Annotated in this window: 12 protein-coding genes and 1 tRNA gene; 9 read left to right on the top strand and 4 right to left on the bottom strand. The window is 42.3% G+C overall.

Features of this window, described 5'->3' with window-relative positions; translation table 11 throughout:
* Window positions 1-328: 328 nt before the first annotated feature.
* From AB5627_RS01895 to AB5627_RS01880, 4 genes are all read left to right on the top strand, one after another.
* Window positions 329-1,078 carry a DeoR/GlpR family DNA-binding transcription regulator gene (locus AB5627_RS01895; RefSeq protein WP_265290462.1) on the top strand — a complete coding sequence of 250 codons (750 nt, stop codon included), beginning with the start codon at window positions 329-331 and terminating at the stop codon, window positions 1,076-1,078.
* A gap of 1 nt (window position 1,079) precedes the next feature.
* On the top strand, window positions 1,080-1,979 hold the full coding sequence (pfkB, locus tag AB5627_RS01890; RefSeq protein ID WP_265290463.1) for a 1-phosphofructokinase: 900 nt from the start codon (window positions 1,080-1,082) through the stop codon (window positions 1,977-1,979).
* 205 nt (window positions 1,980-2,184) lie between these two features.
* Complete coding sequence (locus tag AB5627_RS01885) at window positions 2,185-2,451, top strand: HPr family phosphocarrier protein (protein WP_038671672.1); 267 nt, start codon at window positions 2,185-2,187, stop codon at window positions 2,449-2,451.
* Between the two features lie 100 nt (window positions 2,452-2,551).
* A complete protein-coding gene (locus AB5627_RS01880; protein ID WP_265290464.1) occupies window positions 2,552-4,489 on the top strand; it encodes a fructose-1,6-bisphosphatase in 1,938 nt (645 codons plus the stop codon).
* Window positions 4,490-4,762: 273 nt separating this feature from the next.
* On the opposite strand, the gene AB5627_RS01875 is transcribed toward AB5627_RS01880, so the two are convergent.
* Window positions 4,763-5,683 (bottom strand): S1 RNA-binding domain-containing protein, encoded by a 921-nt coding sequence (locus AB5627_RS01875; protein WP_022286716.1) that lies wholly within the window; start codon window positions 5,681-5,683, stop codon window positions 4,763-4,765.
* Between the two features lie 424 nt (window positions 5,684-6,107).
* On the opposite strand from AB5627_RS01875, the gene AB5627_RS01870 reads away from it, so the two are divergent.
* Entirely contained in the window at window positions 6,108-6,986 is an 879-nt protein-coding gene (locus AB5627_RS01870) for a fibronectin type III domain-containing protein (RefSeq protein ID WP_022286717.1), read from the top strand.
* Window positions 6,987-7,106: 120 nt separating this feature from the next.
* A complete protein-coding gene (locus AB5627_RS01865) occupies window positions 7,107-7,889 on the top strand; it encodes an AraC family transcriptional regulator (protein WP_022286718.1) in 783 nt (260 codons plus the stop codon).
* A 73-nt stretch (window positions 7,890-7,962) separates the two neighbouring features.
* Here AB5627_RS01865 and AB5627_RS01860 read toward each other — a convergent pair whose 3' ends face one another.
* A complete protein-coding gene (locus AB5627_RS01860; protein WP_368369638.1) occupies window positions 7,963-9,501 on the bottom strand; it encodes an alpha-amylase family glycosyl hydrolase in 1,539 nt (512 codons plus the stop codon).
* 35 nt (window positions 9,502-9,536) lie between these two features.
* Window positions 9,537-10,727, bottom strand: coding sequence for an ATP-binding protein (locus tag AB5627_RS01855; RefSeq protein ID WP_038671682.1), 1,191 nt, complete (start codon window positions 10,725-10,727; stop codon window positions 9,537-9,539).
* A 215-nt stretch (window positions 10,728-10,942) separates the two neighbouring features.
* Between AB5627_RS01855 and AB5627_RS01850 the strand changes: the two genes are divergently transcribed.
* From AB5627_RS01850 to AB5627_RS01840, 3 genes are all read left to right on the top strand, one after another.
* Complete coding sequence (locus tag AB5627_RS01850; protein ID WP_022286721.1) at window positions 10,943-12,049, top strand: SGNH/GDSL hydrolase family protein; 1,107 nt, start codon at window positions 10,943-10,945, stop codon at window positions 12,047-12,049.
* A gap of 98 nt (window positions 12,050-12,147) precedes the next feature.
* The gene (locus tag AB5627_RS01845; RefSeq protein ID WP_022286722.1) at window positions 12,148-12,519 is read left to right on the top strand and encodes a zinc-ribbon domain-containing protein; all 372 of its coding nucleotides are present in this window, start codon (window positions 12,148-12,150) and stop codon (window positions 12,517-12,519) included.
* A 185-nt stretch (window positions 12,520-12,704) separates the two neighbouring features.
* Window positions 12,705-12,780: transfer RNA gene (locus tag AB5627_RS01840), tRNA-Lys, on the top strand.
* Window positions 12,781-12,988: 208 nt separating this feature from the next.
* On the opposite strand, the gene eno is transcribed toward AB5627_RS01840, so the two are convergent.
* Window positions 12,989-14,284 (bottom strand): phosphopyruvate hydratase, encoded by a 1,296-nt coding sequence (gene eno / locus AB5627_RS01835; protein ID WP_117927404.1) that lies wholly within the window; start codon window positions 14,282-14,284, stop codon window positions 12,989-12,991.
* Window positions 14,285-14,321 lie beyond the last annotated feature (37 nt).

Raw genomic sequence — 14,321 nt, 5'->3', positions numbered from 1 at the left:
GAAAAATCTCAGCACTGCTTTTTTCTATTTCATTTTGCAAAATATCTTGCAAGGAACAAGGTGATATGGATATCCAAATAATAATTGCAAAAAATATAACGTCACAAAAGCGAAACTGATGTTATCTGACTGCTTTTGATTGAATGTTGTTAAAACTCACAAACATCTTATTCATAATTTAAAAAACGGCTCAAAATAATGCTGCGTGAATGATTTTGAACGGAATTGCTTGACTTTTGGTGTGCGATATGTTACTTTATTATCAGAAACAATCAATATCGTTCAATTGACGTCAAAAAACATTTTTGAAATTTGAAAAGGTGATAAAATGCTTACAGAGGAAAGGTACTCTATTATATTAGAGAGAGTCAAGCAGAATAAAAGTGTGAAGCTTCTGGAGTTGTGCGAGCTTTTAAAAGCTTCTGAATCAACGATACGCCGTGACTTGACGGTGCTTGATGAAAGGGGTCTTTTGAAAAAAGTTCATGGTGGTGCTATATCAGCCGAGGAACATTCTTTCAATCCGGAGGAACAGGACGTTGAATCAAAGTCAAAGCTTTTCACTGATGAAAAACTTGCAATTGCGAGGTTTGCGGCCTCTCTTGTGGACGACGGCGATTTCATTTTTATTGACGCCGGAACGACTACAGGCTATATGATAGACTTTCTGCCGGATAAGAAAATTACCTTTGTGACTAACGCTTTCGTTCATGCCAAAAAGCTTGCTCAGCGTGGCTTTAAGGTCTATATGCCGGCAGGGGAGATAAAGCTCACAACGGAGGCTATCGTTGGTGCTGAATGTGTCAGCAGTCTGCAAAGCTACAATTTCACCAAAAGCTTTCTTGGAGCAAACGGAATTTCGTTGTCAGGTGGTATAACAACACCGGACAGAAACGAGGCAAGAGTGAAGTCTACCGTGGTGTTAAACAGTCAGACTGTTTATATTCTTGCAGATCACTCTAAATTCGATCAGATATCTGCGGTCACTTTCGCTCAGCTTGGACGTGTGAAGATAATCACCGACAAGCTTCAAGACAAAAAATATCTTACAAAAGCAAATATTAAGGAGGTAATGTAAAATGGTATATACTGTAACATTCAATCCTGCTATCGACTATGTTGTTCATACAGGGGAAATGAAGCTTGGGTCTACCAACCGCTCAGATAGGGAAGAGATGTATTTCGGTGGCAAGGGTATAAATGTTTCTGTAGTTCTTAGAGAGCTGGACATTCAGTCAAAGGCACTTGGCTTCACTGCAGGCTTCACAGGTGAAGCTATCGAGAACGGATTAGCGGAAATGGGAATTGATACAGATTTTGTTCATCTCAAAAACGGTAATTCCCGTATAAATGTGAAAATAAAATCTGCTGAGGAAACAGAACTGAACGGTCAGGGTCCTGATATAGATGATGAGGCTGTGAATAAGCTTTTTGCAAAGCTTGATAAGCTTCAGGACGGAGATACGCTTATACTCGCAGGAAGCATACCTGCCTCGCTGCCTTCTGATATCTATGAGAAGATACTGGAAAGGCTCGCGCACAAGAATATCAGAACAGTAGTGGACGCAACAAAAGACCTGCTTCTCAATGTGCTTAAATATAAACCTTTCCTTATCAAGCCTAACAACCACGAGCTTGGCGAGATGTTCGGAGTGACACTCACTAATGATGAGGAGATAGAAAAATACGCACGTAAGCTTAAAGAAATGGGTGCTGTGAACGTGCTTATCTCAATGGCAGGGGACGGTGCAATGCTTATTGACGAAAACGGTGAAATACATCGCTGTGGAGTATGTAATGGTAAGGTGAAAAATTCCGTTGGTGCAGGCGATTCAATGGTGGCAGGCTTTACCGCTGGTATATTGCAGGGCGATTATGAATATGCTCTTAAACTTGGTACAGCCGCTGGCGGTGCGACTGCTTTTTCTGACGGGCTTGCTCAAAAAGAAAAGATCGCAGAGCTTCTTGAAACGCTCTGAAAAAATATAGGGACGCGGAGCGGTGGCAGTTTCAGGTGCAACTTTTGCTGCTTCTGGCGGAAATGTTCCATTAGGCTTTCTTGGCGCATTGCTTGCAGGTTTCCTTAGGAAAGTTACAGAATAGTCTTTACAAATATAAGAAAATATAATATAATAATGTTAACAATCATAAATAAATTAAGTTTCAGAAAAGGAGAGATCTATTATGGTATCAAAGGTCGTAAAAGTAGTAAATGCAGAAGGACTTCATATGCGTCCGGCAGGTATCGTTGCAAAGGCTGCTAAGGAGCATCCTGAGTGCGAGATCATGATGAAAGCAAACGGCAAGGACATCAAGGCTAAGGCTGTTATGCAGATAATGGCAGCAGGTATCAAGAAGGACACTGAGGTAGAGATAATCGTAACAGGCGAAAACGAGCAGGCTGTGCTTGACGAGTTCGTTAAAATGTTTGAGGACGGTTTCGGCGAATAATTCCTAATATCCCCAAAATAATTCAGACAAGACCGTAGCGTAAACTGCGGTCTTTCGGAGTAATATGACGTTGTAAAAAATCCAAAAGAGAGAAATACATATGGACAAAAAATATCTTTTACTACTTGCACAAAAATTTCCTACTATAGACAGTGCCGCCAGCGAGATAGTAAATCTATCTGCAATACGCAGTATGCCAAAGGGTACGGAATACTTTTTCAGCGATATCCACGGGGAGTATGAAGCCTTTTTGCATATGCTAAAAAGCGCATCTGGCATGATAAAAAACAAGATAGACCTGACCTTAGGAAAAGCAGTTTCCTCGGCAGAGCGTGAAGCCCTTGCCTATCTTATCTATTATCCCGACAAGCAACTAAAGCGTTTGCGGGATAAAAACAGGCTTTCAGACGAGTGGCGCAGACTTACTATCTATCGTCTGATACTTGTTTGCGAGGCGGTGTCGGCAAAGTATACACGTTCGAGAGTGCGAAAGAGCATACCAAAGGATATGGTCTATATACTTGACGAACTGCTTAACGTCACTGATGATGTGGTAAAGGAATATTACTATGACGAGATAATCACCACAATTCTTGACACTGGAATCGCAGACCGCTTTATAAAGTCCCTTTGTGAGCTTATACAATCTCTTGCTATCGACAAGCTGCATATTATCGGAGATATATATGACCGTGGTCCAAGAGCAGATATTATTATGGACGAGCTTATGAAAATGTACGATGTCGATATACAGTGGGGCAACCATGACATTTCATGGATGGGTGCGGCTTCAGGTAATCTCGCTCTTATTGCAAATGTTATCCGTATCTCCATGCGATATAATAACTTTGACGTTCTCGAGGACGGCTATGGATTAAATCTTCGTGCGCTGGCGGTCTTTGCAGGAGAAACATATAAAAACGATGAGTGCGCAATTTTCATGCCACAGACACTTGATGATAATATCTATGACCCTGTTGATGCAAAGCTTGTGGCAAAAATGCACAAGGCTATCACAGTTATACAGCTAAAGCTAGAGGGTCAGCTTATCAGGCGGCACCCTGAATGGAAACTATCTCACCGTGACCTTTTCAGCATGGTGGACTTCGCAAATGGCACTATAACAATAGACGGGCAAATTCATAAGCTTCTTGACGGCAATTTTCCTACAGTTGATCCTGCCGATCCTCTTGCGCTTACCGAAGGCGAAAATGAGCTTATGACGATTCTTGCAAACTCGTTTATGCACAGCGACAGGCTCAACACACATATGCGTTTTTTGTATTCAAAAGGTTCAATGTATAAGACCATAAACGGCAATTTGCTTTTCCACGGCTGTATCCCTCTTGATGAAAATGGAAAGCTTCTGAGCTTAAGTATAGCAGGAGAGCAGTATTCGGGTAAGGCAATGCTAGATAAGCTTGACGAAATAGCCAACAAGGCGTATTTCTTACAGCCTTGTGAGGAGAAAAGCAACTGTGCAGACCATTTGTGGTATCTGTGGAGCGGCGCACGTTCGCCTCTTTACGGCAAGGACAAAATGGCGTTTTTTGAGCGATATTTCCTTGAAGATAAAAAGCTTCACAAGGAAAATTATAATGCCTATTATCACTTCTCAGAGAAGCCTGAGATATGCGGAAAGATACTTGAAATGTTTGGGCTTGACCCACAGCGTGGTCATATCATAAACGGTCATGTACCTGTTAAGATAAAAAATGGCGAAAGCCCTGTCAAGGCAGACGGCAGGCTGTTCGTTATTGACGGTGGTATCTCAAAGGCTTATCAAAAAGCCACCGGTATCGCAGGCTACACTCTTATTTATGATTCCCACAGCCTTAATCTTGCGGAGCATAAGCCGTTTATTGCAGGAGAGAGTGAGCATACTCCTGAGATACATATGGTGGAAAGACTTGACCGTCGGGCAAACATTTCAGATACCGACAAGGGAAGGGAACTGCTTTTGCAGATAAACGATCTCCGTGACCTGTTGGACGCTTATCGCTCTGGAGATATCAAAGAAGGTTATAAGGTATTTTAGACGTTCTGAAAGGAGCTTAACACATGGAAAAGGGAGAACTGAACTGGGCTGTTATCGGCTGTGGCGTTATCGCAAACGAAATGACAAAGCTTAGGAAAGAATGGGGACTTAAATATCCTAAGGAGATATGGTGATATCCACATAATGATATAACAAACCAAAAGGCACTGACTTCAATTGGAAGCCAATGCCTTTTTTATCTCTTGTTTTGCTGTGAAAACAAGTACAAATTATAGTACAAATAAATTACAAGTACAAAAATATGTACGTTTATCACACGAATTCAGAGCATATATTTTTGTAACATTCATTGGTGGAATAGACCCATTTTGTGAGCCTGCCGCTGGTGATGAAATAGTTTATCTTTGAGGGAAAAACGCTGTTTTCAAATACGTCTACGATAATGAGCTTGACTTTCATTTTTTCGGGGATAAGAGCTTTTATGTAAACACTTGCTGCCTGCCCCACACGCACATTTTCTCTTGGTTCAGCAAGTCCTGCAAGGTTCGGAGCAAGCTCTATAAAAATACCGTATGGTTCAATGGAGCGTACTATCCCACCTACAGTTTCTCCTGTGGAGAACAATGCTGCATTTTCTTCCCATGTGCCTAAAAGTTCCTTGTGAGAAAGGCATATCCTGTCCTCGTCACAGCTTTTTACCACAGCATATATGTCCTGACCGTTGAAAAATCTGTCGTTTGGGTGGGTGATGCGTGAGACGGATATGGCGTCTATTGGTATAAGTGAAGGAAGACCACAGCCTATGTCAACAAAGCACCCGAAAGGCTCAAGGTGTGTTACCTTTGCCGGTATAACGTCCCCTGATGTGAGGGTACTTATATATCGTTCAATGCACTCTTCTTGTGCAAGACGCCTTGACAACCTGCATATGACCTCGCCCTTTTCGTGAACAATATCTGTCACCTTGAAGCATACCGTTTTGTTTACCCTAGAAAGTAATGCTATGTCTTTTGTTTTGCCTTCTTGTATTCCGATCGCTCCCTCTGATCTTGGGATTATTCCTTTGCCAAAGGGAAGCTCTACTATTATGTTGTGTTCGCTGTCACAAAGCACAGCATGACCCTCCAGTATCAATCCCTGAGCCATTGCCTCAGCCATTGTTCGTTCGCTTTGAAGATAATATCGGTTTTCAGGGCTATTGAAGATCTTGCCCTCAGGTAAATATTTTTTCATTATTTTGCCTCTTTCCCCACAGATTTTTTTAAAACAGCAGGATCTCTGTGGTTGATCCATTGATTTTGTTCATATTCTGCACATATTTTATTTGTGATAATTGTGCGTGAACTCTTGCTGATACAGTAAATTAATATTCAATGTGCTGAAATATTAGTACAATTTTTATATTCTTTGCTTCAAATTATAAACAAAAATCAAAAAAACTATAAAAAAGCTTGACAAATGCAATTGTGCGTGTTACAATAGTGTAGTAATTTGTAATCAGTTTGTAACTTTCTTAACCGTTATCGTTACAGATTGATACATAATTTTAATCGACCGTAATAAAATTAAATAGCGGCACAGACATGACCGCCGCTAATTAAAAGAAAGGGTGTGAATTGGCAATGCAGCGTGTATGCGTTGTAAAGCCGTATTATTAATGGATCATTCAACAAGTTTTATTTCAGCAAAGAATAAGTCACTGAAAGTTATAGTGATGTTTATTGCAGCGCTTATGACATTTTTGGTAATGACAGAGGGATTTAGTGCCGATGCTGCTGCGGCAAAGCTTTCGACTCCTAAGATGACCGCTCAGATAAACTATGGAAGTGAGTTCACTCATCCGTATAACAAGCAGACAAACACTATCAAGGTGCATTGGAGCAAGGTAAAAGGTGCTTCAAAATATGAGCTATACATCAAGGGTGGCAAATATAAGAGTTGGAAGAAATACAAGACAGTCAAGAACACGAACTGCACTGTTACAGGTCTTCAGAGAACGACTTCATATCAGTTCAGAGTAAAGGCTGTAAATGGCTCTGCCGCTTCTGCTTACTCAAAGACACAGACAATAAAGACAGCAAGAATGGACTTCAATAAGGCAGGCTGGGAAGCAATGTGCCGTATAGTTTATCATGAGGTTGGTAAGATGTCAGGTTCAGAGTGGGATAAGCCTATCGTTTATGTTGCAGATTGTGTTGCAAACCAGTATGTTGCCGCAAAGTACACAAAGAATGCAATGTGGAAGTCCTACTATGCAAGATATAACAATGTTCAGGATATTATTTATAGGAGCGGCGGATTTATGTCATCTGCACAGCTTTCAAGGGACGGAGCAAATTATTCAAACGTTTCCAGAAGAGTAAAGCAGGCTGTTTTTGGTGCAGTATATGGCAAAACTCACCTTAACGGTATTGCTAATGACTATAATGTTTACTTCTGGTGCAACAGAAGCTACAAGACAAACAGCAGCAAGATAGCTTACTCATTTAAAATTCCTTGGGGTTACTTCAATGTTTGGAGAACCTATTGGGGATAATTGTAATACTATTATAGAATTATGTGAAAGAAGAGCAGAACAAAGCGTCTGCTCTTTTTTCGTTGACAAGAATGTAGCGGTGTGGTAAAATAAAGTTGATAAAAGCAGGGAGGAATCAGAATGCTTGTGGGTGCGGTCGGCTATAATTATCGCCATAGAAAAGATTTTATTATGGATTGCCCTCACGGGGTGGGCTGTCCCCTTATATTGCTCATAAAAGAACCATCGGTGTTCGTTATAAATGGTATCGAGCATAGGGCGGAGAAAAATTCTTTTATCCTGCTTTCACCGGATACCCCTGTGAAATACCATGCCGCAGAAGAGTTTTATACCGATGATTGGCTGTATTTCAATTATGAGCAGGGCGATAATGAAAAATTTGAAAGGCTTGATGTTCCAAAAGATACACTGGTATACCTTGGAAATATTGATGAGCTTAGTCAGATAATGCGTTCGGTGGCATATGAGTATCAGCTCATGAAAGAGGGGCATGAGGAAGTAACACGGTGCTATATGGAGATCTTTTTGTTAAAGCTTGCAAGACAGCTAAAGTGTACAGACAAGAAGTCCTGTATTATTACTGACAGGAACAGCCGCTTTATGCAGCTCAGAGCATATATATACGCAATGCCTGAGGACATCGCAGACGTAGGCAGCATGGCATGGGATATGGGTATAAGCAGGTCAAGTTTTCAGCATATGTATAAGAAAATGTTTGGAGTGAGCGTCATGACAGACGTTATAAGCGCACGAATGGAAAGAGCCAGTCAGCTTCTTGCAACAACAAATCTCAGCGTAAGGGAAGTAGCTGAGAGGTGCGGTTATACTAATGAATATGGTTTTATGAAGCGGTTTAAAATGCACTTTGGAAAAACTCCAACGGAGTTTCGGAGTATGCTCTGACAACGGCGGATAAACTTTAGACGGCATAACAAAAGAGGTCAAGGAATGTGTCCCTGACCTCTTTTATGTTATTTTATTCTTCAACAAATACAGCGGCCGAGCCTTTAATAATGAGCTTTCCGTTTTCAAGGCTTGCGCCATGACCTACTGTATAAATTATCTTACCATTGACGTTTTTGATCTCTATCGTTTCGTCCTTTGGATTTATGACCGCAAGTATGCTCTGTCCCTCGCCCTTACGTCTGTATACCAGAGGATATCCGCTTGACAAAAACTCTATCTCGCCCCTGCTTTGCAATGCAGGATTTTTCTGCCTGAAGCTTATAAGCCCTTTGACTTCGCTTCTAAGTGATGTGCTGTCCTTGGATTGGCTTTCAGCGTCAGGTCTGTCCTTACTGCTGTCCAGCGGTACATAGAGCATTTCAGCCTTAGCTGATGAGAAGCCTGCATTAAGCCCCTTGTTCCACTGCATAGGCGAACGTGAGCCAGTTCTGCCATAGCCACCCTCAACTGATGTCAGATTCTCCACATATCTCATGCCTATTTCGTCACCATAGTAGATAAACGGTGCGCCCGGCATTGTGAGCAGGAAAGCAAATGCAACACGCATTTCGTCTGTATCAAGGGTTCTTGCAAGTCTGTCCATATCGTGGTTGCCTGACGGGATACAGATAAGACCCTTGCCGTCTGTCTTGGCATAATTGGTTTTGTATGCTTCAACAAATTCTTTAGCCGAACCCTTGCCACGCTTTGAGAAATAAGGCTCTTCACAGCGGAAAAGGTCATTATAATGTGACGGACCAAAGTGCAACAGAAAGTCCATATGGAAGCCACCAATTATTGACTTGTCAGGTTCTCCCCACTCTGATACCATAGCGGCATATGGAAACTCCTTATCAAGAAATTCTCTTACGTTTTGCCAAAGTGCGATAGTGCCTTTGCCGTTCTCGTCATTCTTTACAAGAGAGCCTGCCATATCCACTCTGAATCCGTCTGCACCGGCACTGAGCCAAAAACGCATTATATCCTTGAGAGCTTCAAGTGTAGCTCTTGGACCCTCGTCATTCATAGACTGCTGCCACTTTTTATTAGGATCAGGCTTATGATAGCCGTAGTTAAGTGCAGGCTGATGTGAGAAGAAATTCACGGCACATGAGCCGTCCCTGTCGGAGATACCACGGATACTAGCCATGCCGTCAGGCTCTACCCATATGCTGTCTGTCCACACATAGCGGTCTGTGAACTCGTTCCTCTTGGCTTTCATTGATTCCTTAAACCACTTGTGAGTAACGGCAGTATGACCAGGTACAAGGTCAAGGAGGACGTGCATACCACGCTTGTGAGCCTCGTTAAATAGTTCAACCAAGTCCTCGTTAGTGCCATAACGTGGAGCGACTGTGTAATAGTCCTCAACGTCATAGCCTGCATCGCCAAAAGGTGATTTGAAGCATGGGTTTATCCAAATAGCGTTACACCCCAGCTCGCAGATATAGTCAAGTTTTTCTGTAATACCCTTGATATCACCGATACCGTCTGAGTTTGTGTCATTGAACGATTGTGGATAGATCTCGTAGAAAACTGCGTTGTCAAGCCACTTCGGTTGCTTTGTCATGATAATTCCTCCTGAATATCGTCAGAATATATTTATTAGTCTTCCATGCCCTTCATGTATTCCACGAACTGCTTTGCAACTCTCGGTGAACGTCCTGCTCTCGAAAGCGCATAAGCCTCAGCCTTTTGAAGCACCTCATCAATAGGAGTTTTAAGCTCGTATTGCTTTGCAAGTTTCTCAACTACATCAAGGTAAATCTTCTTGTCAGGCTTCTGATATGTGACAGTAAGTCCAAAACGGTCTGACAGTGAAAGAAGCTCCTGCATAGTGTCTTTGAAGTGTATCTCGTCACCCTCTCGTGAGGAGAACGTCTCGTGTACAAGATGTCTTCTGTTTGAGGTAGCATAAATGCAGAGATTGTCCGCAGTTGATGAAACGCTTCCCTCGAGGATAGCTTTCAGTGCCGCAAAATCATCATCGTCCTCTGTGAATGAAAGGTCGTCTATGAAGATAATGAACTTCAATGGATTTTTGCTTACCGTTTCTACAATGGCTGGTATCTCATGGAGCTGTTTCTTTTTAAGCTCGATAAGTCTGAGACCCTTGCAGGCATATTCGTTTGCTATGGCCTTGACAGTTGAGGACTTGCCTGTACCGCAGTCACCATAAAGCAGAACGTTGTTGGCAGGCTTGCCTTTCAAAAGCGCAAGAGTGTTATTTATGACCTCCTGACGCTCACGCTCGTAATTGTGCAGGTCGGAAAGCTTTATGTCATCAGGATATTCAACCGGAACTATCTTTCCGTCTTTTATGACAAATACATGATACTGTGAGTAAATGCCATATCCGTACTGTCCAATAGCGTGTATACGGTCGGCATATATCTGCGAGAAGTCAAGCTTTTGTGTAGCATATCTCGGCAGAAAGCCGTCATAGTCTATCTTTGAGATTATCTCGTCACTTGGTATCTGTGAAAGCTCCTCGATAACGGCAAGCTCGTTTGCAAGACATTCCTCCAAAAGCGCACCTGTCTCCTTGCCTTCTCCCTTTTTAAGCATAAAAAGGTTTTCATTTTCAAGAACCAGCTTGAGCATATATTCTGTAAGATTATCCGAATATGCAAAAAGCTCAGCCACAAAATCTGAGTATTTTTCTATAGCCATGTCGCTGTCAGATTCGCATACAGCAAGTGTTTCAAGTAGCTTTTCAAAGACAGGAACTTCATGTAAGCTCTTGAATATTACTAATGTGTGTGCCTGACGGCAGAGTGCCTTAAAATCGTGCATTATGAACACTTCTTTCTTCATATTTTATATTTATTCTTTATTATACAACATATCATTACTTTTCGTCAACATCTACATTGCACGATTTTAACAAAAATCATTACCGCTTTTTGTAGCTTAAAGCAAAATATTTTTGCCCGTTATGATTTACTTTTGTTTTAAAAAATGCTATAATACTATAATAGACCATTATAGAAATAAAAGGAGAAATGGATATGACGGACAAAAACGTATCTATCATGAATATCGGCAGTATGGGTTATCTTCCACAGGTATTCAAAAAGATAGAGAATGAAAAAAAGCTTAACATTGTTTATTTGGGTGGCTCGATAACAATGGGCTGTAATGCTACAAAGACTGAGTTAAGATATGTTGACCGCAGTGCAAAATGGTGGCAGACGAATTTTCCTGACGCTGAGATAAGCTACTTCAATGCTGGTATTGGTGCAACTACCTCGCAGTTTGGGGTGGCAAGAGTGCAGGAACACGTCCTTGACAAACAGCCAGACCTTGTTTTCGTTGAGTTTTCGGTAAACGACAGCAGTTCGCCCCTATTTATGGAAACATACGAGAGCCTTGTAAGACGTCTGCTGAAAGCTGAGAGCGTCAAGGCGGTTGTGCTTATAAACAATCTTTTTTACGATACAGGCACAAATGCACAGGGTATACATAACGCTATCGGTCTGCACTATGACCTGCCTATCGTCAGTGTAAGAAACTACATTTTCCCTGAGATACAGCTTGGAAACGTTTGTCTTGCAGACTACACAGCGGATATGCTCCACCCTACAGACTTAGGTCACAAGATGATAGCTGATCTTATCTGCAATCTGCTTGATACAGAATATTCATACTATAAGAAGCTTGGTGCAGAGAAGAAGCCTTCACTCCCTGAGCCATTTACAGCAAGCAGATATGAGGACGCACAGCGTTTTCAGAACTATAGCTGTTCGCCCGTTATGGAGGGCTTTGAGCCTGATACTCATGCGGCAGAGCAGTGGAGCGATCCATTCAAGGGCGGTTGGATAGCTCACAAGCAGGGAAGTTGTATTAAATTCAACGTGAGTGGAAGTATTATAATGCTGCAATACAGAAAGACTATCAACAAGCCTGCGCCTGTTGCATATGCTGTCATAGACGGTGACAGGCAGAACAAGGTTCTTCTTGACGCAAACTTTGACGAGGATTGGGGAGACCTTTGCTGTCTTGATGAGATATACAGCGGAGCAAAGGGAGAACACACCGTTGAGATAGTTATTGACACAGAGGGTAAAGAAAATAGCGATTTTATGCTTATTTCTGTCATTACAGCAAACAAATAGAAACGTAAACAAGTGAAAAATTTTACTCGAATCTATTGACTTTATGACATAACGATTGTATAATAAATATATATTATTAAATTAGGAGGCATTCTCTAATGAACGATTTTTTCAAAATTGCTGACAAGTACCTCAAGCCGGTAACTACTGGTGCAGGTGTTGTTCTGGGTCTTGCAGTTACATATGCAGCAGGAAGCTATCTTTCAGGTATGAGCAAGCTGTATGGCGGTTTCTACACATTCATGTATGTACTGTTCTGGATAGCATTTGTTCTTCTTGTTATCTGCGGTATCTATGCACTTTTCAAGAAGTATGCAGGTTCTGTTCCACAGCAGAACGCTCCACAGCAGACATATGCACAGCCACAGGCTCAGGCCGCACCACAGGGTGAAAAGTTCTGCCCTACTTGCGGAGGCAAAGTTCCGGCTGGAAATCAGTTCTGCCCTAACTGCGGCAACAAGATAAACTGATCTTAAAGTTTTGCAGATAAAACGCCCTTGATTTTCAGGGGCGTTTTTTTTGTTAGAAAACGCATAAAAGTATGCCAAATGGGGAATAAATATGTGCAGTTTGGAAAAAGTGAAAAAATCTCACGAAAACACTTGACAAACTGATAGGAATTTGATATAATAATTAAGTCGTTGCAGGACGATATGAGTTATTAGCTCAGTTGGCAGAGCATTTGACTTTTAATCAAAGGGTCCGGGGTTCGAATCCCCGATAGCTCACCACTAGGGAAATATCCTTAGTCAAGATCACGCCTTACTTTGTTAGGGCGTGATTTTTTATGTCTGTTATATGTGATGATAAATGGACAAGCAAGTGGTGATGAGCGAGCGACATCAGGACGCCACTACACTGCATTTATCCAACAAAAAAAGCAGCCCCTGTGGACTGCTTTTTTTCAAGCTTTTAGCTTGATTCATATATGACAAAAAACTATCTGGTTACGTTAAATGCGCCCATTTGTGGATAAACAGCGCTTTCGCCAAGTTCTTCCTCAATTCTGAGAAGCTGATTGTACTTTGCAACACGCTCACTTCTGCTTGGTGCGCCTGTCTTTATCTGACAAGTGTTAAGAGCAACTGCAAGGTCAGCGATAGTTGTGTCTGCTGTTTCACCTGAACGGTGTGAAGAAATCGCAGTGTAGCCTGCCTTATGAGCCATTTTGATAGCCTCAAGTGTTTCAGAAACTGAGCCTATCTGATTGAGCTTGATAAGGATAGAGTTACCGCAGCCAAGGCTGATGCCCTTTGCAAGTCTTTCTGTATTTGTTACGAACAGGTCGTCGCCAACGAGCTGCACCTTGCCGCCAAGCTCCTTAGTGAGAAGCTGCCAGCCCTCCCAATCTTCTTCGTCGAGAGCGTCCTCGATAGAGATGATAGGGTATTTTTCAACGAGTTTCTTCCAGTGTTCGATAAGCTCAGCAGATGTGAACTTTGTTCCGGCCTTTGGAAGAACGTACTCGCCCTTCTTTGAGCCTTTCCACTCGCTTGAAGCAGCGTCCATTGCTATCATGAAGTCCTTACCCGGCTCATAGCCTGCGTTCTTAACAGCTTCGAGTATATACTGGATAGCTTCCTCGTCGCTTGCAAGGTCAGGAGCGAAGCCACCCTCGTCGCCTACAGAAGTAGCAAGTCCCTTTGATTTAAGCAGTGCAGCCAGAGCGTGGAAAACCTCAGCGCACCAGCGGAGCGCTTCCTTAAAGCTTGGTGCACCAACGGGCATTATCATAAATTCCTGAACGTCAACAGTGTTTGCAGCATGAGCGCCACCGTTAAGAATGTTCATCATAGGAACAGGAAGTCTGTTTCCTGAAATGCCGCCGAGAAATCTGTAGAGAGGGATATCAAGAGAGATAGAAGCCGCTCTTGCAGCAGCGATAGAAACAGCGAGGATAGCGTTAGCACCAAGCTTTGACTTATCCTTAGTGCCGTCAGCCTTTATCATAGCCTTATCAACGGCATAGATGTCAGAAGCGTCAAGTCCGCAGACAGCGTCATTGATAGCAGTGTTGATGTTCTCAACTGCCTTTGTTACGCCCTTTCCGCCATATCTGCCCTTATCGCCGTCACGAAGCTCAAGGGCCTCAAACTCGCCTGTTGACGCACCGCTTGGTGCAGTGCCTCTGCCCACTGTTCCGTCTGCGAGATATACCTCAGCTTCAACGGTTGGGTTTCCTCTGGAATCCAGAATTTCACGTCCGATTACTTTTACGATCTCAAGATAGTTCATAATATAAGCTCCTTTTTAATATTATGCAGACTACCCG

Source organism: Ruminococcus sp. RTP21198st1_G1_RTP21198_201120 (genome assembly GCF_040924265.1).
Classification (GTDB): Bacteria; Bacillota; Clostridia; order Oscillospirales; family Ruminococcaceae; genus Hominimerdicola; species Hominimerdicola aceti.
This window is presented reverse-complemented; position numbering and strand designations above follow the sequence as displayed.

Bases quoted from the DNA above. Each gene is read 5' to 3' on its own strand.
- AB5627_RS01875 (WP_022286716.1), bottom strand. From the start codon at position 5,683: ATGAAAAAATATTTACCTGAGGGCAAGATCTTCAATAGCCCTGAAAAC.
- AB5627_RS01895 (WP_265290462.1), top strand. From the start codon at position 329: ATGCTTACAGAGGAAAGGTACTCTATTATATTAGAGAGAGTCAAGCAG.
- AB5627_RS01850 (WP_022286721.1), top strand. From the start codon at position 10,943: ATGACGGACAAAAACGTATCTATCATGAATATCGGCAGTATGGGTTAT.
- AB5627_RS01870 (WP_022286717.1), top strand. From the start codon at position 6,108: ATGGATCATTCAACAAGTTTTATTTCAGCAAAGAATAAGTCACTGAAA.
- AB5627_RS01845 (WP_022286722.1), top strand. From the start codon at position 12,148: ATGAACGATTTTTTCAAAATTGCTGACAAGTACCTCAAGCCGGTAACT.
- AB5627_RS01865 (WP_022286718.1), top strand. From the start codon at position 7,107: ATGCTTGTGGGTGCGGTCGGCTATAATTATCGCCATAGAAAAGATTTT.
- AB5627_RS01880 (WP_265290464.1), top strand. From the start codon at position 2,552: ATGGACAAAAAATATCTTTTACTACTTGCACAAAAATTTCCTACTATA.
- pfkB (WP_265290463.1), top strand. From the start codon at position 1,080: ATGGTATATACTGTAACATTCAATCCTGCTATCGACTATGTTGTTCAT.
- AB5627_RS01855 (WP_038671682.1), bottom strand. From the start codon at position 10,727: ATGCACGATTTTAAGGCACTCTGCCGTCAGGCACACACATTAGTAATA.
- AB5627_RS01885 (WP_038671672.1), top strand. From the start codon at position 2,185: ATGGTATCAAAGGTCGTAAAAGTAGTAAATGCAGAAGGACTTCATATG.
- AB5627_RS01860 (WP_368369638.1), bottom strand. From the start codon at position 9,501: ATGACAAAGCAACCGAAGTGGCTTGACAACGCAGTTTTCTACGAGATC.
- eno (WP_117927404.1), bottom strand. From the start codon at position 14,284: ATGAACTATCTTGAGATCGTAAAAGTAATCGGACGTGAAATTCTGGAT.